Genomic DNA, 26577 nt, shown 5'->3' on the forward strand with positions numbered 1-26577 from the left:
TTGTGTAGCTATTTTATAATAGTTTCTATCTCTAAAGAATCCATCTCTACTTTTTTTGCTTTTGCAATACGATCTTCTTTGAGTTTTATACTGAGTTCTTCATTGTCAAGCGCCAGTATCTGCATAGCCAGATATGCCGAATTAATAGCCCCTGCCTTGCCTATGGCAACAGTAGCAACAGGCATACCTGCAGGCATTTGCACAGTTGAGAGCAGTGCATCTATGCCTGCCAGTGCAGATGCTGACATCGGTACGCCTATTATAGGTTTGATGGTTTTTGAACTTAATACACCTGCAAGATGGGCAGCCATGCCTGCTGCAGCTATAAAGACCTGCGCACCTTTCTTTTCAGCTTCTTCTATGTACTCTTTTGTACGCTCAGGGGAACGATGCGCTGATGAGATAACCATCTCATAACTGACTCCAAATGCCTCTAATGTGTCAGAACACGATCTCATTACTTCATAATCACTTTTTGAGCCTATTACTATAGATACAAATTTCATATTATTTTACCTTTCTTTTAATTTTAACACTCTGCATTACTTTTTTGGAGCTGTATTCATATCTGCACTCGCCGGTATTCTAAAGAATGTATAGGGCGGAAATTTTGTCGGCAACTCTATAGGGTTGACATTGCCGCTGTGAATTTCTTCCCAGATTTTTCCGTTTTGTGCTTTAAGCTGTTTGAGTTTCATAAAAAATTTCCCGTCTCTTTCATATGTCGAGCCTATATCGTTATCAACCTTTTCCACTTCACTGCCCAAAGGAAAAACGACTTCCATCTCATCACCGGGAAATGTTTTGTATTTACATAAAAAATGTGTGCCCTCGGCATTGACAACACCGCTGACCTGATGCGTGCCAAGCTGCATGGTGAAGTCCAGGCTCTGTGTGTCATGCTTTTCAAACGGCCGTGAGACAAGATAGGCATCTGTGTATCCGCGATTTTGCAAAGAGTGCAGTTCATACTGATAGCGTGCACTGTCCATTTTTCCGGCATAGTAGTCATCTATTGCCATTCTGTATGCTTTTGCTGTAGTGGCCGCATAATAGGCAGTTTTTGTACGCCCTTCAATTTTGATGGAATCCACAGCACCACTGTCTAAAATCTCTTTTATATGCGAGGCCAAATTCAAATCTTTTGAATTCATAATATAGGTACCGATACCCGCCTCTTCTTCAAGCTTAAAAAGCGTACCTGTTTCCGGATTTGCCGCATATATTTCATAAGGAAATCTGCAGTCATTGGCACAGCTTCCGCGATTTGGCACACGCCCGCTTTGCAGGGTTGAGATCAGACAGCGCCCGCTGTAGGCAAAGCACATAGAACCGTGCACAAAAACTTCTAGTTCCAAATCAGGCAAAGCCGCTTTAATCTCTTTTAAGTCACGCAGAGAAATTTCTCGTGCAGTAATAATGCGTGTCGCACCCATTTCATGGTAAATCTGTGCATCAAGCACATTCATAACATTTGCCTGTGTTGAGAGATGCAGAGGCATATCGGGCACCAGATCATGGCACAGTTTCAACACACCCGGTGTCGCTACGATGAAAGCATCGGGCCCCAGTTCACCCATTTTTACAATATGTTTTTTCAGTAAATCAAGCTGGGAATTAAATGGAAATCCGTTTATGGTTGCATAAACTTTTTTTCCGCGTTCATGAGCATATTTGATACCCTCTTCAAAATCTTCAAAACTAAACTCTTTTCCGGAGCGAATGCGCAGTGAGAAATGACTGACTCCGCCATATACGGCATCTGCACCAAAATCTAGTGCAATTTTTAATTTTTCCAGGGTTCCTGCAGGGGAAAGCAATTCTACTTTATTCATTGTTTTGAAAACTGTTCCAAAAGCGCTTCTATATCATCTGTAGAAGCCAGCTCGTTGTGCGTGTCTCCCGCAATGTGTGTGGCGGAAGAGACACGTTTGTCATCATCAATTTTACCCTCAAAGAGCGTATTCATATACTTTGACAATGCACGCATGACATTGATAACCCGCTCAATTTTTTGTCTGTGAATATCCTGGTACTGCATGATATCCATAACACTCATGATAGCATCTCCGCTCTCTTGCAAAACTTCTATGACACCGTTGATTTCATTCAGAGCTGTTTCATTTTTTTCCAGCTGTGTTTGGAAGGTTTGCACATCAGGGAATTTTTCACACAATTTTGTAAACAATTCTATATTTGAATGAAGAATTTCACTTACTGTATTGAGACTTTCTTCTTTTTCCATCAAATTGCTGCTGATATTGTCAATAATATCAAAAATCTCACTCGCTTTTTCTTCACTCTCTTTGGTAACATCGTCAAGCTGATGCACCATTTTGTTTTCATTTGTCGCAGGAAGCGGAAGTTCGGCTGCTTCAATGCCTGCTGTTATCGGGTCTTTGGAAGATTCATCTTCCTTGTCCTGCGAATTTTCATCATCTTGGGTATGCTCATCCTCTTCAGACATATCATCCATATCCACACCACCGCTCATTAAGGCGTCCAGTTCTTCTTGCGTCATAAACAGTCTCCGTAATTGAATAATTTATTAATTCACACTATAATAGCATAAATTATATAATACGAGAACAAATATGAAAGTAGACCTCCATAACCATACACCATTGTGTAACCATGCCCAGGGCACAATAGACAAGTATATCAATGCTGCCATCAGGAACAATACGAAAATATTTGGCTTTTCCGACCATGCGCCTATGGACTTTGATCCAAAATACAGAATGTCTTTCTCAGAGATGCAAAAATATGAAAAAGACATTCTCGATGCAAAGAAAAAGTATGCTGATACGATTACTGTTTTGCTTGGCTATGAAGTTGACTACCTTGAGGGGCATATGGACAAAAGAGTGCTCACTGCCGATGTTGACTACCTCATTGGTTCTGTACATTTTATAGACGAATGGGGTTTTGACAATCCGGAGTTTATAGGAGAGTACCAAAATGAAGATATCAATCTGATATGGCAGAAATATTTCAATGCTGTCGAGGCTATGGCCAACAGTAGACTATTTGACATTGTCGGACATCTGGACCTTATAAAAGTATTTAAATTTATGCCGACGCAAGACATCAAAGAGATAGCAAAAAATGCTTTGCATGCCATAAAAAATGCCGACATGGTGTTGGAAATCAATGCAGCCGGCTACAGAAAGCCTGTCGGTGAGGCTTATCCCTCAAAAGAACTCCTCGAAGAGGCATATAAACTCAATATACCTATCACTTTCAGTTCTGACGCCCACAAACCCGAACAGGTGGCTATGTTTGACAAAGAAGTCACACAGCTTGCCAAAGATATCGGCTATTCAGAGTGTGCTTACTTTATAAACAGAGAGCGAAGGTTTTTACAGTTTTAGTTCTTCGTATTCACCACCCACATAGAAAAAAGATCCAAATAGTTCCAAAAAGATTCTATATACCTGGGAGAAATACCTTCTTCTGCAAGCGCATTCAAAAGCGGAATGTAAAGTTTCAGCCAGACTCTTCGCGCATTTTCATCTATGCGGAAGGGTGCATGACGCCCAACCATTTGATGCTCTCCCCTGCTTTGTGTAAAATAATCAGGACCACCTGAAATTTCTATCAAAAAATCAGCTGCATGTTTTTGTGCCTCTGCAAAATCATCATCATCAAATACAGGAAATAAAAAAGCAATATCACTGCTCTTGATGGATTCATAATGCTCAAACACCAGTTTTCTAAACCTTTCTTCTCCCACTTCATTAAAAAAACCCGGATGAGGCTTTGCCACAGGAGGTCGTACATCAATTTTTCCAGCTGTAATTTCTAACTTCAAAACTTTTTTCCTTTACATGTAGTTCATTATAGAGAATTATACAAATTATTGCTATAACTAAATTTAAAGTTTGGATTAATGATAGCACTTGTATAATACTTTTATAACAAACAAAATAAAAAGGATTTACTAATGGGTAAATATATAGAACTAACTGGTGCAAATTTTGAAGCAACTCTTGCAGAGGGTGTATCTCTGGTAGACTTTTGGGCGCCATGGTGTGGGCCGTGTCGTATGATTGCTCCTGTTATTGAAGAATTGGCGGAAGATTATGACGGAAAAGCTAAGATCTGTAAAGTCAATACTGATGAAGAGCAGGATATTGCTGTAAAATTCGGTATTCGTTCAATCCCTACTATTATGTTTTTCAAAAACGGTGAAATGGTAGACCAAATCGTAGGCGCACAGTCAAAACAGGCTCTTGCAGAAAAACTTGACGCTCTTTTAGCGTAATTTCAAGGACTTCAAAAGTGGCCGGAAAGGGAGGCAAAAGCCTCTTTTCTCTTTCCACTCTTCTAGCATCTTTCTTTGGTGCTGCAATGATAGCAGGTGCTTTTGCCTATTTCAACTACAAATTTTCAGAGTATAAGTTTATTAATTTTAAAGAGTTCGTTTATTATGAAAAAAATGATGTTTTCACGCCAGTAAGTGAAGAGTATATCGTCATTTTTTATTCTTCAAGAGATAAACACACAATGAACAGACTTGCAAATTTAGATTTAAACCTGCCGATACTTGCCATTGACTACTATAACAGGGTCCGGGAAAACACAAAAACAACTACTTTTTTAAGAAGTGGGACCAACACATCTTTAAAATTCATACAGCGCTTCAATATCTACAACTCACCATCTATTTTTTTCATAAAGAGAATAAAAGATTCCCTTTATAAGCAAAATAGTATGATACGTAAGCTTGACAATTTAGACCAATTAGAGGAGATAAAATCATGACTTTAGACTGTGCAATTATAGGTGGGGGACCGGCGGGTCTTACTGCAGGACTATACACTACACGCGGCGGACTTGAAAATGTTACAATGTTTGAAAAAGGTATGCCTGGCGGGCAGATTACACAGAGTTCCGAAATAGAAAACTATCCGGGTGTAACAGGTGAGATAACCGGAATGGATCTGATGATGCCATGGCCCGAGCAGTGTCAAAGATTTGGACTCAAACATGATATGGCAGAAGTAAACCGTATAACAAAAGATGGCGATCTCTTTCATGTACTCAAATCAGACGGAACAAGCATTGAGGCACACAGTGTTATTGTTTGTACCGGTTCCTCTCCCCGCCGTGCAGGTTTCAGGGGAGAAGACGAATTTTTTGGCAAAGGGGTCAGTACCTGTGCAACCTGTGACGGATTTTTTTACAAAGGAAAAGAAGTGGCAGTGATAGGAGGCGGAGACACTGCTCTTGAAGAAGCCTTATACCTTGCAAAAATATGCACAAAAGTCTATCTTGTTCACAGACGCGACAGCTTTCGTGCAGCACCAAATACAGTAAAAAGAGTCAAAGAAAATGAAAAAATAGAACTTGTACTCAACTCTGTTCCTGATGAAGTTTATGGCGATGCAAGCGGAGTAAACGGATTGAAAGTCAAAGACAAAGATGGAAATATAAAAGATATACAGGTTCCCGGTGTTTTTGTGTTTGTGGGGAACAATGTCAATAATCAGACACTTATCCAAGAAGACGGAACTTATCTGTGTGATGTGAATGAGCAGGGACAGGTTATTGTAACCTTAAGCATGAAAACTTCTGTTCCTGGACTGTTCGCTGCGGGTGACATACGGATAGAAGCACCGAAACAGGTTGTTTCAGCAGCCGGAGACGGCGCTGTTGCTGCGATTTCTGCCATTTCATATGTCGATGAATTACTAAATTAGGAGTACCGATATGACTATAAAAGATTTTATGACAAGTAAACACAGAGAGTGTGATCATCTTTTGACGCAGGCAGAAGATTTTCTTGAAAGCGGAGAGTTTGACGAAGCTCTTTCCAAATATTCAGCCTTTAAAAATGAAACTCTCCTGCATTTCACAATGGAAGAGGAGTATCTTTTTCCTATGCTTGAAGAAAAATCAGGGATGGGAAGTATGGGACCGACAAATGTTATGCGAATGGAGCATGCACAGGCAAAATCACTCTTTGAAAAAATGGATGAAGCCTATAATGCCAAAGACAAAGAAAGAGCTTTTTCTCTTGGAGAATCCATGAATATTCTCCTGCAACAGCACAATCTCAAAGAAGAGCAGATGCTCTATACCATGATGAACAGTGCCCTGGCAGAAAATGCAGAAGAAATCGTTCAAAAACTGCAAAACTATGAAAACTAAAAAAGAGATTATTCTGGATGTCAGTGAGCTTGAAGCGCCCTATCCTCTGGTAGAGGCCATCAATGCTCTTAATATTTTACAGGATGATGAAGTGCTGATATTTCGACATCGCATGAACCCTCAAATGCTTTTTCAAAACATCCTGGCTTTGGGTTTAGAGTATGAAATCACCAAAGAGGATGCAAATGAATTTGAAATGAGGATTTATAAATAATGTTTCAAGGTCTGAGTCTTGAACAGGCACCCCCTTATGCAATTCCAATAAAATTTTATCTCAGTGGTGCCTTTTATCTTATACTTCTTTCAGTAGCCATTGCAATCTACGGATTTTCTATAGGTTCACGGTTTGATTATGAAGTTATTGCTTTGACACATCTGCTGACTCTGGGTTTTATCACACATGTCATGTTCGGCTCACTCTTTCAAATGTTGCCTGTTATGCTGGCAACACCCTATACAAATGTCATAAAAAATGCAACAATCGTTCACATTGCTTTAAATGCCGGAATTCTGAGTTTTGTTGTTGGATTTCTCACAAATACGCCACTCTTGCTCTATCTTGCAGGAACATTGCTGAGCGGAACATTTTTCTATTTTGCAATACTCTCTTTTAAAACAGTTTTGCTCAGCCAGGAAAAAAACACGCTGGTACAAAATTTTGCAGCTTCTTTTATAGCTCTTTTTGCAGCAGCTCTGTTTGGAGCTTTGGCACTGCTTGGACATTTTGGATTTGTTGACACATTGCGTTATGGAAACACTCATATTGCTTTTATGCTTTTTGGCTGGGTCTTTTTACTTATAGTCTCCGTATCATATAAAATTATTCCTATGTTTTTTGTTGCAAAAGAGTTTCCGATATTTTTACAAAAAAGACTCTATCCTGCACAACTTGTATTTTTACTTTTATTTGCATATGCACAACTTCAAGAAAAAATGCTGCTTCTCACTTTAACACAGATACTGCTTTGCGTACCAGTCATCATTTTTGCTCTGTTGAGTATACAAATTTTACGAAAAAGAAAACGGGCAAGAAAAGATGCCAGCATCCAGCTTTGGTATTTTGCCATGGGCAATGCTGTTCTTGCGTCTCTCCTTTTTACAGGTGCAAATATTTTACATGTAAACCTTTCTTTTGCTATTGGTTTTTTTACTCTCTTTGGCGCTGTATATGCCTTAATCAATGCAATGCTTTATAAAATCATCCCTTTTTTGACCTGGTTTCATTTAAGTTCAAATATGGTTTTTGATGCGGAAATGGGCAATGTAATACCAAAAAAAAAGATGCAGTATCAGATCAATTTGTACTATCTTTCCTTTTTTCTTTTTCTTTTTACGGCTTATTCGCGTATTTTTTTAATACCCGCTGCTATACTCTTTTTCTTTTCGTCCCTGCTGCTCCTGCTCAATATACTCAAAGCGCAAAAGTATTACAATGAGTATATGAAAAAGAAAGTAGTATTTGAGTAATATTTTGCTATTATAAGAAAAAAAATGAGGATATATTATGATAAAAGTAGGCGTATTCGGTGCGAGCGGTAGAGTTGGCAGACTTTTAATAGAAGATTTAAAAACAACAGATGCAATGAGTTTGAGTACAGTATTTGTCAGAAATTCACTTGATTTTTCCATAGATCCTTCAGTTCTGGTTACTTCTGATATGCAGGCATTTTTGCATGCGGCTGATATTATTATAGATTTCTCACTACCGGATGCCTGTGAGATACTTCTCGAAGAGGCAATGAAAACTCCCAAACCGTTAGTCATCGGAACAACAGGACTCAATACACATCAACTCAATCTTTTAAAAGAGGCAAGTGAGCGAATGCCAGTGCTTTATGCCACAAATATGTCCCTGGGTGTAGCACTTCTGAACAAACTTGTTTATCAGGCTTCAGCAGCCCTTGAAGGCTTTGATATAGAAATTGTAGAAATGCATCACAGACACAAAAAAGATGCCCCAAGCGGTACGGCATTGACACTCAGCCAGTCAGCAGCAGCCGCAAGAGGATTGGATCTTGACAAAGTACGCATCAGCGGCAGAGACGGGAACATCGGCGAAAGAAGCAAAGATGAAATAGCAGTTATGGCTCTGCGTGGCGGTGACATCGTAGGACGTCATACTGTCGGCTTTTACAATGACGGAGAATTTATAGAACTCAACCATACAGCAACTTCAAGAAATACTTTTTCCAAAGGTGCCCTTCGTGCCGGAAAATGGCTTGCAGACAAAGAAGCCGGTCTCTACAGCATCAGTGACTGTTTGGAACTTTAATTTAAAGTTCCAATGCACTTTTTGCCAGTTTGGCCCAGGAAGATTTTGGGTCAGCGGCTATTGCTTCCTTATATGCTTTTTTCGCAGCATCATCTCTCCATAATTTATCAAGTACACTGCCTAAAAGATATTTTTGCCGCGCACGTAATGTAGGCTTTAGTCCCAGTTTATCCAATGATTTTATAACTTCCAAAGCCTTGTTGTACTCTTTTTTATCCATATATGCCTGGTACAGTGCAAATTCCACATAAGGACTCTGCGCATAGGAATTTGATTTGTTCTGTATCTGCATTACTTTTTTTGCATATTTTATTATCAAATTGTCATCATGTCGTTCGTTTCCGAGTGTTACCATTGCAACATAACGTTCTATATCTTTATAGTCGAGGCCAAAGATTTCTTCGATTTTTGCCATTGCATCAATCATCTTCTCTTTTTGCTCTAATCTTTCATATGTATCAAACAGATATCTGTAAACCTCTTTGTATTTTGAATTTTTGTCATCTTCTATCAAAGTAATTAAATCTTTGGCTGCATCCAGTACATCACTGTAATTTCCCGTAGCAAAATCAACTTTTATGTAGCGAAAAAGCCATTTTTTTCGCTTATCCAAATCTTTGGACTTTAAATTTTTACGTGCTATACTTTTTGAAAGCTGAAAATCTCCGCCTTTCATCGCACATTCATATATACCGTCATCCCATTTATCCGAAAGCGTAATGTTATATTCATTTGATATGATTAAAACCTGTTTACAGTTTTTCTTACGCAGAGACTGTTTCATCTCTCCGATAGCAGCATCCTGTATAATTTTTTGGATATCTTTATACTCTGTCCCATCCAGAGATTCCAGGGATTTTTTTAAAGAGAGCACCTCTTTGTATTTTCCCTCTTTTAAAAGTAATTTTGCTTTTTCATACAGTGCACGTTTGCCTATAGTATCGTTTTGATACTCTTGAATAAGCTTGTCAAATTCTGCCAGTTTTGCTGTTGTATTTAAATCAGAAACTTCAAAAAAGAGTGCGTCTTTGGCAACCTGAACAGCATCCACATAGTCTCCGTCAGGAAATTTTTTCAAATATTCATTGAGAGCGGCCAAAGCCTTTTTCTTCTCTTTTGTTTGGGCAAGCCATAAAGCTTTGTTTTTAAGCAACTCTTCATATTCATCATATGTGGCATCGATCTCCTGCAGCAAAGTATCTGCTATAGCTGCAGCAACTTTATAATACCCCTGATTTGCAAATTCCTCCATCATCTTTTGTGATGCTTTAAAATCTTCCATAAAAAAGCCAGGATCTGCCTGAATAATTTTCATCGCATACTGCGAAGCCTCTTTTGGCTTGTAAGAAAGATACAAAGAGGCTAAATGGTATGCGGCATTTGCTGCCACCTCTAAATCTTTCGTCTCATACAATGCTTTTTTATAATACTTTAGCGCTTGTTTTGTACCACCTGACTCTTCAAGCATCTCTCCCTTGTATATATATCCCAGTTGTGTAAATTTACTTTTTGGATGTTCTGTAAACAATCGGTCATAAAAGTAGTCAGCATTTGAATTTTCACCGAGTTTGGCATATGCTTTTGCTACCAGGGAAAGGACCTCTGCTACATTCTCATCAGAAGAGTATTCTCTTAAAAACTCTTTTGCTACACTTACTACATTATCCCAGTCTTTTATTTTTGCATACACTTTAATTTTATAATAGAGCAGCTCTGCTTTAAAAAGCGTATTTGGATAATCATTCAATATGTCATTTATACTTTCAAGACACATTTCATACTCTTTGTGTTTATAATACTTTTTTATTTTCAAGTACTCTTTCACATCTTCTACATTTTTGATATATACCGGGTTTCCCTGCAGGTCCAGACTTCCTACATACGGCAGTTTGTCTTTGTCAAGGTAAAAAGGAAAATCCAATGCAAGTGAAGAGGCTTCCTCCTGCTTAAACAAAGGAAATGTTTTTTTGTACCCTAGAACACTCCAATGGTCTGAATATGTTACATTTGCATTAAAAACTTCATTGTCTTTTGTGAGATCAAATATTTCCGGAATCAATTTTATTTTGTAAAAAGGCTTGATTGTAACAATAAATTTTTCATCTTTAAAAACTGTATTTACTTTAAAAAAATCATTTTGAATATGCTTGAGTTTTCGCACTGGTCTTTTTAAAAAAATACATCGAATTTCCAAAACTGTATCAAGATCATTTTTAATTTCTTTACATGTAAAGCGTTCAGTGTTTCGAATATCAAGTGTAGAGTATTTAATGAAGTTGTCTTTTGCACTCTCTATGGAAATTTCAAGTGCAAAAGAATTTGTAAGAACAAAGGCCAGGAGTATCCATTTTAGCAAATTTTCTCCCCCTTGTTTAAGATTTTAGACTATTAATATCCACTGTTATATACAAAAGCTGTAATAAACTCTAAAAGCGGGTTTATAGCAACAAAAGCAAATATAGTTCCTACTGCTGCTATACCGATAATAGTTTTGAGCGCCAATGTCGCATTGGCAACATATATCTGTCCGCTCGCACCGACAACCGGTTCTTTCATAAACATATATACAATAAGTTTTAAATAGTAATACCCTGCTATTGCTGAGTTAAGTGCCATAATAAGTGCAAGGATTGTATAACCGCTTGTTACCGCAGAACTGATCAGATAGATTTTACCCCAAAACAGTGCAAACGGAGGGATTCCTGCCAAACTCAGCATAAACAGTCCCATAATCATTGCCGGTACCGGTGCGGTTTTAATCATCCCCGCAAATTTGTCATACGAGTGGTCTGACATTTGATGATCCGGTAAGCTTTTTTGACGGGAGATCCATAGCATTGAGAACGACCCGAGGTTTGTGAATGTAAACAGAACCCAGTATAAAAAGAGTGCGCTGTTTGCCTGTGTTGTTCCTATTAAAATAGCAGCCATCACAAAACCTGCATGCGAAATCGAACTGTATGCCAGCATACGCTTCACATCAGTTTGTACAAGAGCCCACATATTTGCCACTGTCATCGTAATAATGACAAAGGCATATAAAACAATATCAAGCCATACGATACCGCTGTGGACTAAAAATTCAAAAAATCTCATAGCCACGACAAAAGCAGCTATTTTTGGTACGATTGACATATAACCGGCCATTGGTGCAGAAGATCCCTCATACACATCCGGAGCCCATGTATGAAATGGAATAAGTGATAATTTAAAAGCAAAAGCAGCCAGTAAAAATGAGATGCCTACAAGGACATATCCGATGTCAGCATACCCGTTTGCAGCAAGAACCAAGGCAATTTTATTAATTTCTACCGAACCCGTCAATGCATAAAAGACCATGGCACCAAAACTGAAGAAACCTGCGGCCAAGGCACCCATTGTAAAGTATTTCACAGCAGCTTCAAAAGATTTGTCACGGTTATGCATAGCTATGAGCGTGTACAATGCCAAAGACGCTGTTTCCAAACCGACAAATATCAAGATCAGATTATCTGTAGCAACCATAAACTGGAAACCTGCAATCATAAATAAAAAGAGTGCAAAAAACTCAGGATAGGAAAACTCATGAAAGCGTTTGTTTGTCAAAGCCAGTGGAATAAAGAGCATTGATGCTATAACGATAATAAACTGAGCCAATAAAGCCAGACCGTCTATCAGCATTACATCAAACATACCCAGTACTGTACCGTTTTGGGTAAAAATCTCTGAGGCATCAAGCAAAGAGAAAAAGTCCATTGCCAAAAAGAGCAGGCTCAGTACGACGTAGAGTGATTTGTGAAGCCCACCCTTGATAACATCAATCACTAAGATTAACAATGCACCTACTACCGGTATCAGCATAGGCGCCAGAGTCATTACATTTAACGACTCCATTGAAATATTTATCGGCGCTAACATTAGTGAACCTCCTCTATAATAGTTTTTTCTATAATTACAACTTTAGGTTTCACTAAATTTGGAATTCTTTCTTTACCTAATTCTGTTGTAGCTTTATTGTGCATTAACTGTACAATTGATTTCACACTGTTGTTAATCGGTTCCAACACAGGTTTGGGATATATACCCAGCCATATGGTAATTACTCCAAGTGGCAGGAGGGCAACCCATTCTCTTTTATTGACATCTTTAAGATTTTTATTCTCTTCTTTTGTTACCTCACCAAAAAACATTTTTTTGTATGCTGCCAACATATAGATGGCACCGACAATAATCGCTGTTCCGGCTAAAAGTGTCAAAATGTGAGACTGTTGGTAAAATCCGAGAAGCGACAAGAACTCACCTACAAAGTTGATTGTCAAAGGCATTCCGACAGAAGCCATTAACATGAGACCAAATATTGTTGCATATCTTGGCATCACCTGTGCCAAGCCGCCAAATTCACTCATCATCTTCGTATGGCGTCTGTCATAAATAACACCTACGAGCAGGAACAGAGCTCCCGAAACAACACCGTGTGCTATCATTAAAAAGATTGATCCCGAGATACCTTCCACATTCAGTGCGAATGTTCCCAGAATAATAACACCCATATGCGAGATTGAGGAGTAGGCAACAACCTGTTTGATATCTTTTTGCGCATAGGCAACCATTGCGGTATACACAATCATAATAATTGCGATGATTGCGATTGGAACCATAAAAAATGCCGAAGCATCCGGAAACATTGGTAAAGAGAAACGAATGAACGCGTATGTTCCCATCTTTAACAGAATTGCTGCAAGTATTACAGAACCAATAGTCGGTGCCTGTCCGTGCGCATACGGTAACCATGTGTGAAACGGAAACATCGGTACTTTAATAGCAAAACCGATAAAAAATGCTGCAAAAAGCCAAAGCTGGAAAGACTCAGGTAAAATCAGTCTGTACCAGTCTAAAATAGCGAAACTCCAGACACCTGTTGCCTGATAGTAAAAATATGCCATAAAAAGCATACCGACAAGCATCACAAGCGAACCTGTAAAAGTATACAGGAAAAATTTAACAGAGGCATATATTCGCAACGGTCCGCCCCATGCACCGATGATATAAAGCATAGGTACAAGCGAAAGTTCCCAAAAAATGTAAAAGACTATTGCATCAAGTGCCACAAAAACACCGACCATTGTCATTTGTAAAAACAACAATGTAATAATCATATATTTTACATTAGGCGTATCTGTTAAACTGGCTATTCCTATCATAGTAAAAAAAGCTGCAAGAATAACAATAAACAAAGATATACCATCCACTCCAAGTATATAATTGATTCCAAAAGAAGGAACAAGCGGCAGGCTCTCCATAAACTGCATTCCGGACACATTGCCATCAAATACATACCACAGCCACAGTGAAAGTGCAAACTCTATAGCAGCGACAGAGATACCGTATGCACGCATACTCTCTTTTTGTATCATAAAACCAAATACGGCTGCGAGTGCCGGAAAGAAAATTAATAACGATAAAATATGATCTAACATATACTAAACTCCTAGAGCTGATAAGAATAGTACAATCTCATCAGAATATCTTGCTGCAAGCCCAAACACCACAGCGAGTGAGAGCAGACCAACTAAACCTGCTACCATCCATTTAAGCATAGTAGATAAGTTACCACTTTGCATTTTCCTAGTTTTCTTACCGGTACCATACACAATACCTGCAATCCCGTCAACAGTAGCATCCACAATTTTCATATCTACTTTTGTCCAGAAAAGTTCAGAAGCCTCTCTGTACGGTTTTACAAGGTACTCTTCGTAAAAATACGGAATATAGTACTGATTAAACAGCAGTTTATAGATAAATGAATTTTCTATCGGACTTGTGCCATCCGGAACACTGCTCCATGAAGCATATTTTTTATATGCATACAAAATAGCAAGTGCTACAAAAAGCTGCGTACCGACCAACATAATCCATAGTGTTGTATGGGAATGGATATGATACTCATGCGCACGTAAAATTTCTTCGATCATGCCAAAGAACGGTTCTTGGAAAATTCCGGCAATCATTGCAAGAATAAGCAACGGACTCATTGCAATCAGCATAAATCTATAGGCTTCATGCGGATGAATACCAAATATCTTGTAACGTTCTTCACCGTGAAAGATCAGTGCCACAAGTCTAAATGAATAAAATGCTGTCAGACCTGCCGTAAAGAGCAGTACCCCGTAAATCACAAAGTGATGCTCAGCAAATGCCGCTTCAAGAATCGTATCTTTGGAAAAGAATCCTGCAAAAGGAAAGATTCCCGCCAAAGCCAATGAGGCAATTGTCATCATAATCCATGTCCACTTCATTACTTTTTTCAGTCCACCCATCTTAAACGGATCAAGTTCATCATGCATCGCATGCATTACATTTCCCGCACCAAGGAACAACAGTGCTTTAAAGAACGCATGTGCCATCAAGTGAAAAAGTGCAACCCAGTAAGCGCCAAGACCAGCTGCGGCAAACATATACCCTAACTGAGAAAGTGTAGAGTAGGCAATGATTCTTTTCATGTCACGGTTTACAAGGGCCATAGAAGCTGCAAACAATGCCACAAATGCACCAAGTGAAGCAATAAACAATCCGACATGAGGAATCAAACTGTAAAGCTCATTCGAACGCACTACAAGATAAACACCCGCTGTAACCATTGTTGCCGCATGAATAAGAGCCGATACAGGAGTAGGCCCTTCCATCGCATCTGCAAGCCATGTATGCAGAGGAAACTGTGCTGATTTACCCATTGCACCGATAAATAAAAATATACCTATCCATGTCAATGTGGCAGTATCCAGCAATGGCATAACGGCAAATGCTTCATCATACTGCAGTGTACCTGTATTCCAATAGACTAAAAAGATACCGATAAGCATACCAAGGTCGGCGATACGGTTCATGATAAACGCTTCATTGGCTGCCCATGTGGCAATTTGTTTATGATACCAAAAACCGATAAGACCCCATGAACACAGACCAACACCTTCCCAGCCTATAAAAAGTCCTGCGAAGTTGTCACTCATGACAAGAACCATCATTGAAAACACAAATGCTGACAGCCATGCGAAGAAACGGTTAAAACCTTTGTCATGATCCATGTAACCGATAGAGTAAATATGTACGATAGTTGAAACCAATGTAACAACCATCATCATAGTTACCGAAATCTGATCAACAACAAAACCAAAAGGAATATAAAGGTCTCCGGTTGCCATCCATGTCATCATCTCTACATGTACAGGCTCTCCGCCTTTGAGTATATAAATCAACAGGACTGTACTTGCTGCAAATGATGTCAATATCATAAGACTGGCAACAATACCCGTAAACAGTTTCTTTGGTGTCGCTGTAAACAACGCTGAAAACAAAGAACTTACAAGCGGAGCAAAGAGTGCTATGTATAAATATTTTTCCATTCTTTATCCTTTCATCGCTGTTAACGCATCTAAGTCAATTGAACTGTGGCGTTTATACCATACTATCAGAAGTCCAAGACCGACTGCAACTTCTGAAGCTGCAATAGCAATTACGAAAAATGCAAACATCTGACCAGTCAAATCGCCATAATAATGCGAAATTGCTGCAAAAGCAACATTCACAGCATTTAAGAGTATTTCGGTTGCAAAAAACAGTAAAAGAAGGTTTTTTCTACGCATAACACCTACTAAACCAATAGCAAATAAAATAGTAGATAAAACAAGATAATGATTTAAACCTATTTCCATCATGAAAGTACCTTTGTGTTATTTTGTTCTTCAATTTCAGCATCATTCATCAGTGTAATTGAAAGATCCATTTTCTTCCCTGCAAGGACGATACCAGCCACCATTGCAACAAGCAGCATAATTGCAGCCACTTCAAATGGTACTAGATATTTTGTAAATAAAATCAGTCCTACTTCTTGAGTATTGCCTACTCCTTCAATTGCCGGATAAAGAGCAACAATATTTTCAGATACCATCGGCGCTGCAAAAATAACAACTACCAGAACTGCTGCCAGTGTTGAGAGTCCGACAATGATGTATTTGTTCCCCTGTTTCTCTTTAACTTCTCTTGTCGTGTCAAAAAACATCATACCAAAAGCATATAAAGCCATTACTGCACCAGTGTAAACAATTATTTGCACTGCACCTAAAAAATCAGCACCCAGAATAAAGAAAAATGCTGATATGAAAATCATTCCCGCTGCCAATGCACTTAATGCATATAACGCCTGTGATGTTGTTACTGTGATGAAAAACATCGTTATCGTCAGAAATGCAAACAAGTAAAATGCTACCGCTTCAAACATAATCCAAACTCCTTAATATGCTAGAGGTGTTTTTTTAACACGCTCATCTTCATGTGGTGTAATCGCACCAAAACCTTCAAACTCCATTTGAGTTCCGGCTTTCATTTTGTCAAGTGGCGTCAACATATACGCATAGTCAACAAAATGCTCACGCTGTTCTGATGCCTGTTCATACTCTCCGCCATGAGTAATAGCAAGTTCAGGACAAACTTCCGCACAGTAACCGCAAAAAATACAACGCCCTAAATTAATTGTATATTCGGTTACTTCTTTTCGTGAATTCTCATCTATCTTTGTATCCATACGAATACAGTCAGATATACAGATTTTTTCACAAAGTCCACATCCGATACAACGTTCAGCATCACTTTCCCAAAGTCTTTTCATTTCATGCACGGCACGATAACGAGGACCTATAGGCAGTTTCTCCTGCGGATACTGTACCGTATGAATATCAAATTTGATCATTTCACGAAGCACTACCCATAAACCTACAAAAAGTTCGGCTCTGAAAGTTCTTTTTACGACACGTTTAAATTTACCCCAACCATCAGTAGGATAATCTTCAATATCAACTAAAAAGTAACCGTTGTCAGCTACATTTCTATCATTAAATTGTTCCATTTTCATTCATTATCCCCTTAAAACATCATCACAAAGCCGGTGATTACAACATTAATCACGGCCAATGGCATTAGTACTTTCCAACACAACCACATCAACTGATCCGGTCTTACATCCGGCCAGGCAGCTCTTGTCCACAAAAAGAAGAAAAAGAAAAATGCCACTTTTCCTATCAGCCCCAATGCGCCAAGCATACTTCCGTCACCGTATCCGCCTAAAAAGATAAGAGGAATCACAAAGGAGATAAAGAACATATTTGCATACTCGCCAATGAAGAAAAGACCCCATCTCATTCCAGAGTACTCTGTTCCAAAACCGTCAATAATTTCATGGTCATTTGCTATCAGGTGAAACGGCGTACGTCCGGTTTCAGCAAAAGCCGCGATCCAAAATAAAACAAAGGCTACAGGCTGAGACCATATAATCCAGTCACTGATACCGCCTGCCTGATAATTGTTAAAATCAATCAGAGACAAAGAACCCACCATCATAATCGGCGCCAGAATAGCTAAACCGCTGACAACTTCATAAGAGATGAAAACAGCTGCCGTACGCGCTGCTGAAAGCAGGGAAAATTTATTTGCCGAAGCCATACCGCCAAGCAAAGGTCCGTAAAGTCCGACTGCCATTACACCCAGAATATACAAAATACCGATATTCAAATCAGCTACAATAGGATGTACTGTATAACCGAACACTGTGAATTGTGGAAAAAACGGAATCGCTGCTGCTGCCATAAATGCAGTTGCCGCAGTAATTACAGGTGCAATTTTAAATACCGGACCCACTACGTTTGTAGGAATAATATCTTCTTTTGTAAAAAGTTTTATACCGTCTGCTGCCACCTGCAACAACCCGTATGGTCCGACATACATCGGCCCTAAACGACGTTGCATAAATGCAAGTATCTTCCGCTCAAAATATGTACCGATACCTGCCAATGCAGAAAATATAAGTAGAATTACAACGACTTTTATGATCGTTTCAATTAAATATGCTGTATCCATATATTACCCCTTTTGGATTGAAGCTGTACTAAAACGGTAGCCGTCAAAGAGTGCTTCTGAGTTTAATTTTTTATCAAATGTAGGTAAAACCACTATATCACCTGCAATTTTATTGTCACACACAACTTTTGCAGTCAGTTCACCTTTTTTAGTTTTCACTGTGACTGTATCACCCTCATTGTAATCAGTTTTGGATAAATACTCTTCACTCATGTAAATACCGCTTACTTCGTCAAGATTTGTTGTCTTGTAGGTAAATTCCGTAAACTGTCTTACAGGATTTGCTAAATAGATTATACACCCTTCTAACTTATCTTCACTGAATTTTTCTACACTTTCATCTTCACTGGCCTCTACTGCTACATTTTCTAACACATAACCTCTTACTTCTGTACCGTCATTTTCATAATGATTTGGCAGGTTATCGAATTCTTCTGCTTTAAATCCTCTCGCAACAGGAAGTTCTACAGTGTAATCTATAATATTTTCTGCTTCAAAATCAAGCGCTTTTGCAATATCGTTTAATTCATATCCCTCATATCCGATAGCCGCATTTGTAGGGTTGACACGTTTGTTTACAGATGTCAATGTTCCTTCCTGCTGATTGATCGCCGGCATATCCAAATCACCGTCGCCAAGCCCGGAGAGTACAAAATCGCCATCAGTATTGTACGCAACCGTATAAGAGCCTTTCTCATCATCAAGGTCACAGATCAGCGCTACACCCAATGAGTTTGTAAGTGTTGGAATCATGGTAACTTCAAAAGCTGAGTATTTTTCCAGCAAAGCAACCAGACGAGCCAGGTTTTTTGCATTTGGATGCATATATAAATCTGGTCCAACCATAAGCGCAAAAGTCTCTTTTTTCTTCAGGTTCTTTTCAAGTGTTTGCATAAAACTATCATCAAGACCAAGTATTTCCAAGAGTCTGTTATCATCAATCTCTATTTCTTTTGCAATCTTTGTAGAAACCATTTTGGTTTTTTCTACTTCAATTTCTTCTTCTTCCCCTGTTTCTTCATTGACTTTTGTCTCTTTGACAAGTTCCACAACTTTTTCTTTCACAACTTCTTCAACTGTAACGGTTTTTTGTGAATGAAAAGAAGCAAGGTAGTCCACAATATCAGAAGGCAGTTTTGATTTGTCTGCAAAAAGATCAAGCAGAAGATATAATGCTGCTTCTTCTTGAAGAGGAGCATGGGCAACTGTCATGATAGACTTCCCTATACCCTCGATAATCGGATCTTTTACAGGATGAAAATAAATTCCTGCGCCTTTTTTTACTGTCAACGAATTATTTAATGCATAGCGTGCATTTGGATTGTCAGTTTTGAGTGCCGAACCGACAGAGACTATAAAGTTTGTACTATGCACTTTTTCCAGATCGCCTTTATAGAGTTTATGTCCACTGATTTGTGCATAATTGTTTAAAAAATCCTGAAATGCTTTTGCTTCCGGATTGACAAGTCTGTATCCGAATTTTTCTTTCATTTTTTGAAGCAGGTAGGCTTCTTCATTGGTAATTGTAGATGTAAAAGCTATTGTATCTGCCTTTTTAAAGGCCTCTACTGCATTTGCAAATGCAGTCTCGTCTTTTGTAACACCGGCATTTTGATAATCAAATCCGTAACGGCCTGCACCACAAAGTGAAACATAGTTCCATTCGTTCATAACACGGTATATTTTATCTTCAGGATTGTCAATACTTGTATGTTTCAGATCATAAGTTATCTGACATCCCGCAGAACAGTGTCCACAGGTTGCAGGAACCTGTTTTAACTCCCATGCATTGGACTTATACATAAACTGGGTATCAACAAGTGCTCCGACCGGACAGACTGCTGCACATTCGCCGCATGAGGTACAGTCAAGAACATCAGTTCCGTTTGTCAAACCAATGACAGACTTGTTGAGTTTGTTCCACATTGCATATGCGTCTTTTGGCATACTCTCTTTATAATCTGCATTGATAGGATCAGAACCGCGCGGAATTGTTTTAAGTGAATTGTCACCTATCATATCCTTACAGGCAGTAACACAACGTTCACACACGATACAAAGGCCCGGATCATAGTGTAAATGTCCCCAGTCATGAGAACTTCTGTCTACATCTTTAATGGAATAATGTTGTGAATCAACACCCATCTCAAGTGTATAATTTTGCAGTTCACACTCACCTGACTGGTCACATACACCACACTGAAGCGGATGGTTCACATCGTATACTTCCATGATGATTCTGCGCTCTTTTTCTATAGACTCAGTCGATGTTACTACCTGCATTCCCTCTTTTGCTTTTGCATTACAGGCATATACCTGTTTTCCATTTGCTTCAACAAGACATATACGACAGGCTAGAGTCGGGCTGCATCTTGTTAAATAACATATTGCAGGAATAAATATGTAATTTGCACGGGCAGCATTTAACAAATACTCACCCTCTTTTGTCTGAACATCTTTTCCGTCAATGTTTATGGTAATTTCACTCATTATATTACTCTCGCTATTTTGGATTTTTCAAATCTATATCTGCTAAAATCCTGACCTAAATCGAAGGTAGGATTGAGTGCTATAGTTCCTTTTAGTTCTTCATCTTGTTTAAAAACTCTTTGTATTGTTCTTGATGCAAAGCTTATTTCAACTACATCACCATCTGCAATCTTTGCAGCTGCCGCAAACTGAGCCGAGCCTCTTAATGTTGTGTCTTTTTCCAACTGATGTGTTTTATTTGTAAACGCATTAAACTGCAAAACAGGGTTACAATTATAAATTACACTTCCGTTAAACTCAGGCAACTCTTCAATCGGTGCTACTTCTGAATCTGCTTCACAGACAACTTCATCTAAAATATAGCCCCTTTTGTCTTCACCGTAAGGTGTTAAAAAATTCTCCAAATCATCAAAAGCAATTGCTTTAAAACCTTTTGATGTGTCGAGCTCTTTTGTATAGTCAATAGTATTTTCTTTTTTCAGACCAAGAGCATTTGCTATATCATTCAAAGTATATCCTTCAAAAGGAAGTGCCACATTCAACGGAAGTACCTGATTGTCAACATTGACAACTGTTCCTTCCACTTGATTAAGTGCCGGCATCGCTAAATCTGAATCTTTTAAAGATGACATTATAAAGTCACCTTCTGCATTATAAGCAACAATGTTGCCTATATTTTCATCAGTGTCGAGTTTACATGTAAGGGCAACCCCTGCAGTATTTACTTCTGCAGGAATAATCAGTAATGAAAATTCAGTATATTTTTCAATCAAAGCTGCAAGTTTCGCAATATTTTTTGCACGCTTATGTGCAAATACATCACTTCCGATGATAAGTACATGCTTTTGTGCCCGCTTGAATGACTTCGTCATTAATTTAAGTTCATCATCGCCCACATTGCTTTCAGCTTCAAGGTAGCCCAAATCCAAATCATCTAAAAATGATCTGGTTTGTTCGTCCACATCACTGTTTTGAAGAAGCTCATTTGCCAAAAGTGCCATAACGCCCTCTTCTGTACCCACTTCATATTTCATAAACTGTGTAGCGGTATTTTTCATAAGCGCATCTTCAAGCGGATGCGCATATACTATTTTTGCACCATTATGCTGGGATGCTGTTCGCACAGCATAACGTACCATCGGATTATCCGTCGCCAAACGTGTGCCGATAATAATAATCGCGTCGGCCTGTTTGACGGCATCCATCGAAGCACTGTGATGCAGTTTACCGCTTACTGAAGAATAAGATTTCATAAATTCAGCATACAGTCTTGCGTCCTCATTAAAAAGTTTTATCCCAAGTTTCTCTTTTAAAAGCTGTAAAATATGTGCCTCTTCATTTGTAATAATTGAAGAAAAGCGTATAGCATTTGCATTTTGAATGGCTTCAACTGCCTTGTTAAATGCTTCTTCGTCTTTAGAGGCGCGATTTTCAAAATCAAATCCGAAACGCCCTGCTCCACATAATGAATTGAATTCATAATTGTTTTTCACTCTGTAAATAGAATCTTCACCGTTGATACCGACGTGGCGTGTTTCATATTCCAAAGCACAACCGGCAGAACAGTGGGCACATGTTGAAGGAATACGGGAGAGTTCCCATGCATTTGCAGAGTACTGGAAATCACTGCTTACCAAAGCACCGACCGGACAGACTGCAATACATTCACCACAAAAAGTACAATCCAGTGTATCCGCATTTTTTGGGATAATCACAGAAGAGTATCCGCCGAATTTTACTTCAATAGCATCATCGCCTATAACTTCATTACATACATGTACACATTTTTCGCACATAATACACAATGCAGGGTCATAATTAATCAGTCCCCAGTGTTCCACTTTTCTGAGCTGGTCTTTTGCAGAAAATTCCTGTTGTGCTACGCCAAACTCCAAAGTCATATTTTGCAGATCACATTCTCCGGATTTGTCACAAACACCACACTCCAATGGATGATTTACATCATAGAGTTTCATGATATTTGTACGTTCAAGCTCAAGCTCGGCAGAGTTTGTTCTGACTTCAATACCCTCTGTCGGAGGTGTGTTACAGGAGAGAACAAACCCATCTACACCTTCTACCTCGACAGAACAGATACGGCATGATGCACAGGGTGTCGTTTTTGAAATATAACACATAGTAGGAATATAGATATCATTTTTTCTCGCAGCCTGAAGAATTGTCTCCCCTTTTACTGCTGTAACATCTTTGCCGTCAATTTTAAAATTTATAATTTTACTCATTTACGACTCCCCTTATGCCTGTACCATTGCTATATAATAACAACGCATACATCTCTCAGCTTCACTTAAAGCCTGTTCCTGTGTGAAACCAAGATTTACTTCCGCATTATTATGCTTTCTCACTTCAACATCCAAAACAGAAGAGTGCTCACGAGGAAGACCCGGCAACCAGCCGGTAACTTTCTCTTTTTTATCATAAACTTTCAGTTTAACAAGATGATCTTCCATAATCTCATCATCAGTCAAGCTCACTTCACCGGTCTGTACATATCGGGCCATAACAGAAGCCGCACGTTTGGCTTGACCGACCGCATTGACAATCGTCATAGGACCGTATTCACAGTCACCTGCGGCAAAAATACCTTTGCGTGATGTCATATAGTCTTTGCCGTTTGTCTTAATAGTCGCCCATGAAGTCATCTCAATGTCCCACTCTTCAGGCAGTAAATCCAAATCAGCCGACTGAGAAACAGCAGGAATCAGATAGTCTGCTTCAATGGTATAGGATTCACCCTCTATTTTTACAAGCTGTGCACGTCCGCCGTTTGGATCAGGAACAAGCTCAAACTTGTCAATCAGAAGTTCTCGTAAAATGTCATTTTCATCTGTCGTAATTTTGTTTACAGCGGAGTGAAAAAGAAACTCGACACCCTCTTCAACCGCTTCATGGTACTCTTCATAGGTTGTATTGCGTATAATGGTTTTTTCATCACGACGGTATATCATATAGACTTTTTTGGCATTGGCCCGAATTGCACAACGCACAACATCCATTGAAGTAAATCCGCCGCCCACGCAGACCACGGTTTTGCCTGTCAGGTCCACATAGTCTGTAGTAAGCAAATTCTCTTCCTGCACCTCTTTAGGAATGGTGATGCCGTATTTTTCATACAGATTCACACGGTCAAGAAAATCAATAGCGCCCCAGTAACCCTTAATCTCTGGTCTTTCATTTTCACAACGGACTTTTTTGGAGATCCTTGTCCCTACGGCCACCATCGTTGCATCATACTCTTTTTCAAATCTGCGCATATCGTCGGCACCGATTCTCGAATTTGTGATAAAGTTCACACCCATATCGCGGACACATTCTATATCCTGATTGTATTTGTCAACCGGCATACGGTACTCAGGAACACCCACAGCCACTTCACCGCCTAAAACAGGGAGATCCTCATATACATCGACTTTTATGCCTTCTGCAGCAAGATAATACGCAGTCGTCAGTCCCGCAGGACCTGCACCGATAACAGCAACTTTTTTGTCAATCGGCGGCTTCTTCTCCATCGGGTGAAAAAACTCATATTCATGGTCTGTTTCCCAGTCTGCACCAAGGCGTTTGAGTGCCATAATAGAGATTGGCTCATCAAGATTGGTTCTTCGACAGGCATCTTCACACGGATGCGGACAGACACGTCCACAGGTATGTGCAAGCGGCATTGTCTGGCGTGTTGCTTCCAGGGAATCGTCAAAACGCAAGTCTCTGACACCTTCAATATATCCGGGTATATCAACATGCGCAGGACAGGCATCCGTACACGGTGCTGTTATTTTTGCTATATAGCCGATTTTTTCATCATAATGTTTTGATTTTTTCTTTTCATTGATACACTCCAGAAATGTATCTTCGAAATGCGTCATTAAGTCCAAAATAGGATTTGGAACAGTTTTTCCAATCTCACACTTGGATGTTATCTGCATACTTTTACCAATCTCTTTTAAGTGGTCCAAATCAGCCAATTCACCTTCACCACGAGCAATTTTATCAAGCTGGTCATATAAAATACGACCACCCCAACTTCCAGGAGCACATCTTCCGCATGCTTCTGAATAGACTTGATACTGTGCAGCATATTCCATCGCTAAACGAATAACATCCACATCCTCATGAAACAACGAAACACCGTCCCAGCCGATAAAAGCTTTTGAATCACGGTGATCATCATATTGTGCCGGTAAGTTATAAGCTGACTCTTCCCACTCTTCTTGTGGTTTGCCGATATTGTTAACAAGCTCACCATTCCAAGTAGAAAAATATACTTTGCTCACATTCAATCCCTATTTTTTCACTACGATAGTCCAGTCGACTTCGTTAAATTTTAATGAGTTATACAGTTCATACCCACACTCTTTTACCAAATCAGCACTTCTTTGGATCGGAGAAAAATCTCCTATTTCAAAAAGAAATATCAACGTCTCCGTCGGTTTGTGTTTTTCTTCTAAAATCTCTTTCATACGAGGTTCAAAATTATCTTTTAAATGTCTTAAATCATATCGTTTCATTATCTGTCAACCTCCCCGAAAACTATGTTCGTTGTACCGATTATTGATACAACATCCGGAATATAGTGACCCGGTAAAAGGTCGGTTAAGATTCCTGTATGCCAGAATGAAGGCGCACGCAGTTTCAGTCTGTACGGATACGGACCGCCTTGGGAATTGATGTAGAATCCAAGCTCACCTTTTGGTGATTCTGTCGGAACATACACTTCACCGACCGGCGGTCTCATTCCCTGTGTTACAAGAACGAAATGCTGCATTAATGAGTAGTTTTGTGTCATTATGTCGATTTTCGGTGCCGAAATATACTTCGGTGCATGTGCCATCAAGTCAGTCTGACCGTCTTTTTCGCATTTTTCATACATTTCTATACATTGATACAGAATCTTCGCACTTTGACGCATCTCTTCCATATAAATACGGTAGCGGGCAAAGTTGTCACCTTTGTCTGAAAAAGGAACATCAAACTCCACTTCATCATAAAGTTCATACGGCTCTTCTTTACGAATATCCCATGCAACACCAGAAGCTCTGAGCATTGGACCCGTACAGCCCCATGAAAGTGCCATCTCTGTAGAAATCACTCCCACCTCTTCCATTCTCATCAGCCAAATACGGTTAGAGTCCAAAAGGTCTTCATAATCTTTGATATTCTGCGGCAGTTTATTTAAAAATACTCTGAGCTGGTGTAAAAATCCATCCTGCAGATCGAGAGGGACTCCACCTATACGAATTGCTGCATGTGTCAAACGTGCACCACAATAGCCTTCAATAATATCCATCAGGTATTCTCTTTCACGGAAAGCAAAAAGAAAAACCGTCATAGCGCCGATGTCAAGTGCCGTCGTCGCCAGCCAGAAAAGGTGAGACATCAGACGGTTGATTTCCAAAAGCAGCATACGGATAACTTTTGCACGGCGAGGGACTTCAAGCCCGATAAGTTTTTCAACAGCCAGAGCAAATCCGTAGTTGTTTGAAGATGATGCAATATAGTCCATGCGGTCTGTCGTCGGCATAAACTCGTTATAGATCATGTTTTCAGCCATTTTTTCCATACCGCGGTGCAAATACCCGATATCAGGATGTGCTTTTACAATCTGTTCCTGTTGCAGATGCAGCATTAAACGTAATTGCCCGTGAGCAGACGGATGCTGCGGACCAAAGTTTAATATCAGTTCATTGTCATCTCTGTCAAATGTTATATTTTCAAAAAACGGTGTTAATCTGTTTTTTACCTGTGCCATATTTTAT

At 39.3% G+C, this 26577-nt stretch carries 25 protein-coding genes; 8 read left to right on the forward strand and 17 right to left on the reverse strand.

Annotated elements, in window-relative coordinates:
- Nucleotides 1-8: 8 nt before the first annotated feature.
- The 3 genes from purE to ACM66U_RS09960 are packed head-to-tail and all read right to left on the reverse strand — an operon-like array spanning nt 9 to nt 2521.
- Nucleotides 9-506, reverse strand: coding sequence for a 5-(carboxyamino)imidazole ribonucleotide mutase (gene purE, locus ACM66U_RS09950; protein ID WP_151899578.1), 498 nt, complete (start codon nt 504-506; stop codon nt 9-11).
- Nucleotides 507-542: 36 nt separating this feature from the next.
- Nucleotides 543-1835 carry a peptidase U32 family protein gene (locus tag ACM66U_RS09955; RefSeq protein ID WP_418640668.1) on the reverse strand — a complete coding sequence of 431 codons (1293 nt, stop codon included), beginning with the start codon at nt 1833-1835 and terminating at the stop codon, nt 543-545.
- Nucleotides 1832-2521, reverse strand: a complete 690-nt coding sequence (locus ACM66U_RS09960) for a chemotaxis protein (protein ID WP_418640669.1) — start codon at nt 2519-2521, stop codon at nt 1832-1834. The genes ACM66U_RS09955 and ACM66U_RS09960 overlap by 4 nt, the downstream gene beginning before the upstream one ends.
- Nucleotides 2522-2594: 73 nt before the next feature.
- Between ACM66U_RS09960 and ACM66U_RS09965 the strand changes: the two genes are divergently transcribed.
- Nucleotides 2595-3374 carry a histidinol-phosphatase gene (locus tag ACM66U_RS09965; protein WP_418640670.1) on the forward strand — a complete coding sequence of 260 codons (780 nt, stop codon included), beginning with the start codon at nt 2595-2597 and terminating at the stop codon, nt 3372-3374.
- On the opposite strand, the gene ACM66U_RS09970 is transcribed toward ACM66U_RS09965, so the two are convergent.
- Nucleotides 3371-3814: a globin gene (locus ACM66U_RS09970; protein WP_418640671.1), complete on the reverse strand. Its 444-nt coding sequence runs from the start codon at nt 3812-3814 to the stop codon at nt 3371-3373. The genes ACM66U_RS09965 and ACM66U_RS09970 overlap by 4 nt on opposite strands.
- A 132-nt stretch (nt 3815-3946) precedes the next feature.
- Between ACM66U_RS09970 and trxA the strand changes: the two genes are divergently transcribed.
- Genes trxA through dapB form a run of 7 tightly spaced genes read left to right on the forward strand, consistent with a single transcriptional unit; the run spans nt 3947 to nt 8428 of the window.
- On the forward strand, nt 3947-4267 hold the full coding sequence (trxA, locus tag ACM66U_RS09975; RefSeq protein WP_151899573.1) for a thioredoxin: 321 nt from the start codon (nt 3947-3949) through the stop codon (nt 4265-4267).
- Between the two features lie 17 nt (nt 4268-4284).
- Nucleotides 4285-4767, forward strand: coding sequence for a hypothetical protein (locus ACM66U_RS09980; RefSeq protein ID WP_151899572.1), 483 nt, complete (start codon nt 4285-4287; stop codon nt 4765-4767).
- The gene (trxB, locus tag ACM66U_RS09985) at nt 4764-5705 is read left to right on the forward strand and encodes a thioredoxin-disulfide reductase (protein ID WP_418640672.1); all 942 of its coding nucleotides are present in this window, start codon (nt 4764-4766) and stop codon (nt 5703-5705) included. The genes ACM66U_RS09980 and trxB overlap by 4 nt, the downstream gene beginning before the upstream one ends.
- Before the next feature lie 10 nt (nt 5706-5715).
- Complete coding sequence (locus tag ACM66U_RS09990) at nt 5716-6156, forward strand: hemerythrin domain-containing protein (RefSeq protein WP_346389608.1); 441 nt, start codon at nt 5716-5718, stop codon at nt 6154-6156.
- Nucleotides 6146-6370: a hypothetical protein gene (locus tag ACM66U_RS09995; protein ID WP_418640673.1), complete on the forward strand. Its 225-nt coding sequence runs from the start codon at nt 6146-6148 to the stop codon at nt 6368-6370. The genes ACM66U_RS09990 and ACM66U_RS09995 overlap by 11 nt, the downstream gene beginning before the upstream one ends.
- Nucleotides 6370-7623 carry a hypothetical protein gene (locus ACM66U_RS10000; protein ID WP_418640674.1) on the forward strand — a complete coding sequence of 418 codons (1254 nt, stop codon included), beginning with the start codon at nt 6370-6372 and terminating at the stop codon, nt 7621-7623. The genes ACM66U_RS09995 and ACM66U_RS10000 overlap by 1 nt, the downstream gene beginning before the upstream one ends.
- A 37-nt stretch (nt 7624-7660) precedes the next feature.
- Nucleotides 7661-8428, forward strand: a complete 768-nt coding sequence (gene dapB, locus ACM66U_RS10005) for a 4-hydroxy-tetrahydrodipicolinate reductase (RefSeq protein ID WP_346389611.1) — start codon at nt 7661-7663, stop codon at nt 8426-8428.
- A 1-nt stretch (nt 8429) separates the two neighbouring features.
- On the opposite strand, the gene ACM66U_RS10010 is transcribed toward dapB, so the two are convergent.
- Genes ACM66U_RS10010 through nuoD form a run of 13 tightly spaced genes read right to left on the reverse strand, consistent with a single transcriptional unit; the run spans nt 8430 to nt 26570 of the window.
- Nucleotides 8430-10784, reverse strand: coding sequence for a tetratricopeptide repeat protein (locus tag ACM66U_RS10010; RefSeq protein ID WP_418640675.1), 2355 nt, complete (start codon nt 10782-10784; stop codon nt 8430-8432).
- Nucleotides 10785-10816: 32 nt separating this feature from the next.
- Nucleotides 10817-12325, reverse strand: a complete 1509-nt coding sequence (gene nuoN / locus ACM66U_RS10015) for an NADH-quinone oxidoreductase subunit NuoN (RefSeq protein ID WP_418640676.1) — start codon at nt 12323-12325, stop codon at nt 10817-10819.
- Complete coding sequence (locus ACM66U_RS10020; RefSeq protein ID WP_151899564.1) at nt 12325-13884, reverse strand: NADH-quinone oxidoreductase subunit M; 1560 nt, start codon at nt 13882-13884, stop codon at nt 12325-12327. Before ACM66U_RS10020 ends, nuoN begins: the two co-directional genes overlap by 1 nt.
- A 3-nt stretch (nt 13885-13887) precedes the next feature.
- Nucleotides 13888-15807 (reverse strand): NADH-quinone oxidoreductase subunit L, encoded by a 1920-nt coding sequence (gene nuoL / locus ACM66U_RS10025; protein ID WP_151899563.1) that lies wholly within the window; start codon nt 15805-15807, stop codon nt 13888-13890.
- Between the two features lie 3 nt (nt 15808-15810).
- Complete coding sequence (gene nuoK, locus ACM66U_RS10030; RefSeq protein ID WP_151899562.1) at nt 15811-16119, reverse strand: NADH-quinone oxidoreductase subunit NuoK; 309 nt, start codon at nt 16117-16119, stop codon at nt 15811-15813.
- Nucleotides 16116-16682, reverse strand: a complete 567-nt coding sequence (locus ACM66U_RS10035; RefSeq protein WP_151899561.1) for an NADH-quinone oxidoreductase subunit J — start codon at nt 16680-16682, stop codon at nt 16116-16118. Before ACM66U_RS10035 ends, nuoK begins: the two co-directional genes overlap by 4 nt.
- A 12-nt stretch (nt 16683-16694) precedes the next feature.
- Nucleotides 16695-17312, reverse strand: a complete 618-nt coding sequence (gene nuoI, locus ACM66U_RS10040; protein WP_151899560.1) for an NADH-quinone oxidoreductase subunit NuoI — start codon at nt 17310-17312, stop codon at nt 16695-16697.
- 11 nt (nt 17313-17323) lie between these two features.
- A complete protein-coding gene (nuoH, locus tag ACM66U_RS10045; protein WP_151899559.1) occupies nt 17324-18313 on the reverse strand; it encodes an NADH-quinone oxidoreductase subunit NuoH in 990 nt (329 codons plus the stop codon).
- A gap of 3 nt (nt 18314-18316) precedes the next feature.
- A complete protein-coding gene (locus ACM66U_RS10050) occupies nt 18317-20803 on the reverse strand; it encodes an NADH-quinone oxidoreductase subunit G (protein ID WP_418640677.1) in 2487 nt (828 codons plus the stop codon).
- Entirely contained in the window at nt 20803-23046 is a 2244-nt protein-coding gene (locus tag ACM66U_RS10055; RefSeq protein WP_418640678.1) for an NADH-quinone oxidoreductase subunit G, read from the reverse strand. Before ACM66U_RS10055 ends, ACM66U_RS10050 begins: the two co-directional genes overlap by 1 nt.
- A 12-nt stretch (nt 23047-23058) precedes the next feature.
- Complete coding sequence (locus ACM66U_RS10060; RefSeq protein ID WP_418640679.1) at nt 23059-25095, reverse strand: FAD-dependent oxidoreductase; 2037 nt, start codon at nt 25093-25095, stop codon at nt 23059-23061.
- A gap of 9 nt (nt 25096-25104) precedes the next feature.
- Nucleotides 25105-25329, reverse strand: a complete 225-nt coding sequence (locus ACM66U_RS10065) for an NADH-ubiquinone oxidoreductase subunit E family protein (protein WP_151899555.1) — start codon at nt 25327-25329, stop codon at nt 25105-25107.
- Nucleotides 25329-26570 carry an NADH dehydrogenase (quinone) subunit D gene (gene nuoD, locus ACM66U_RS10070; RefSeq protein ID WP_151899554.1) on the reverse strand — a complete coding sequence of 414 codons (1242 nt, stop codon included), beginning with the start codon at nt 26568-26570 and terminating at the stop codon, nt 25329-25331. Before nuoD ends, ACM66U_RS10065 begins: the two co-directional genes overlap by 1 nt.
- Nucleotides 26571-26577 lie beyond the last annotated feature (7 nt).

This window comes from Sulfurimonas sp. ST-27, from assembly GCF_048081595.1.
Lineage (GTDB): Bacteria > Campylobacterota > Campylobacteria > Campylobacterales > Sulfurimonadaceae > Sulfurimonas > Sulfurimonas hydrogeniphila.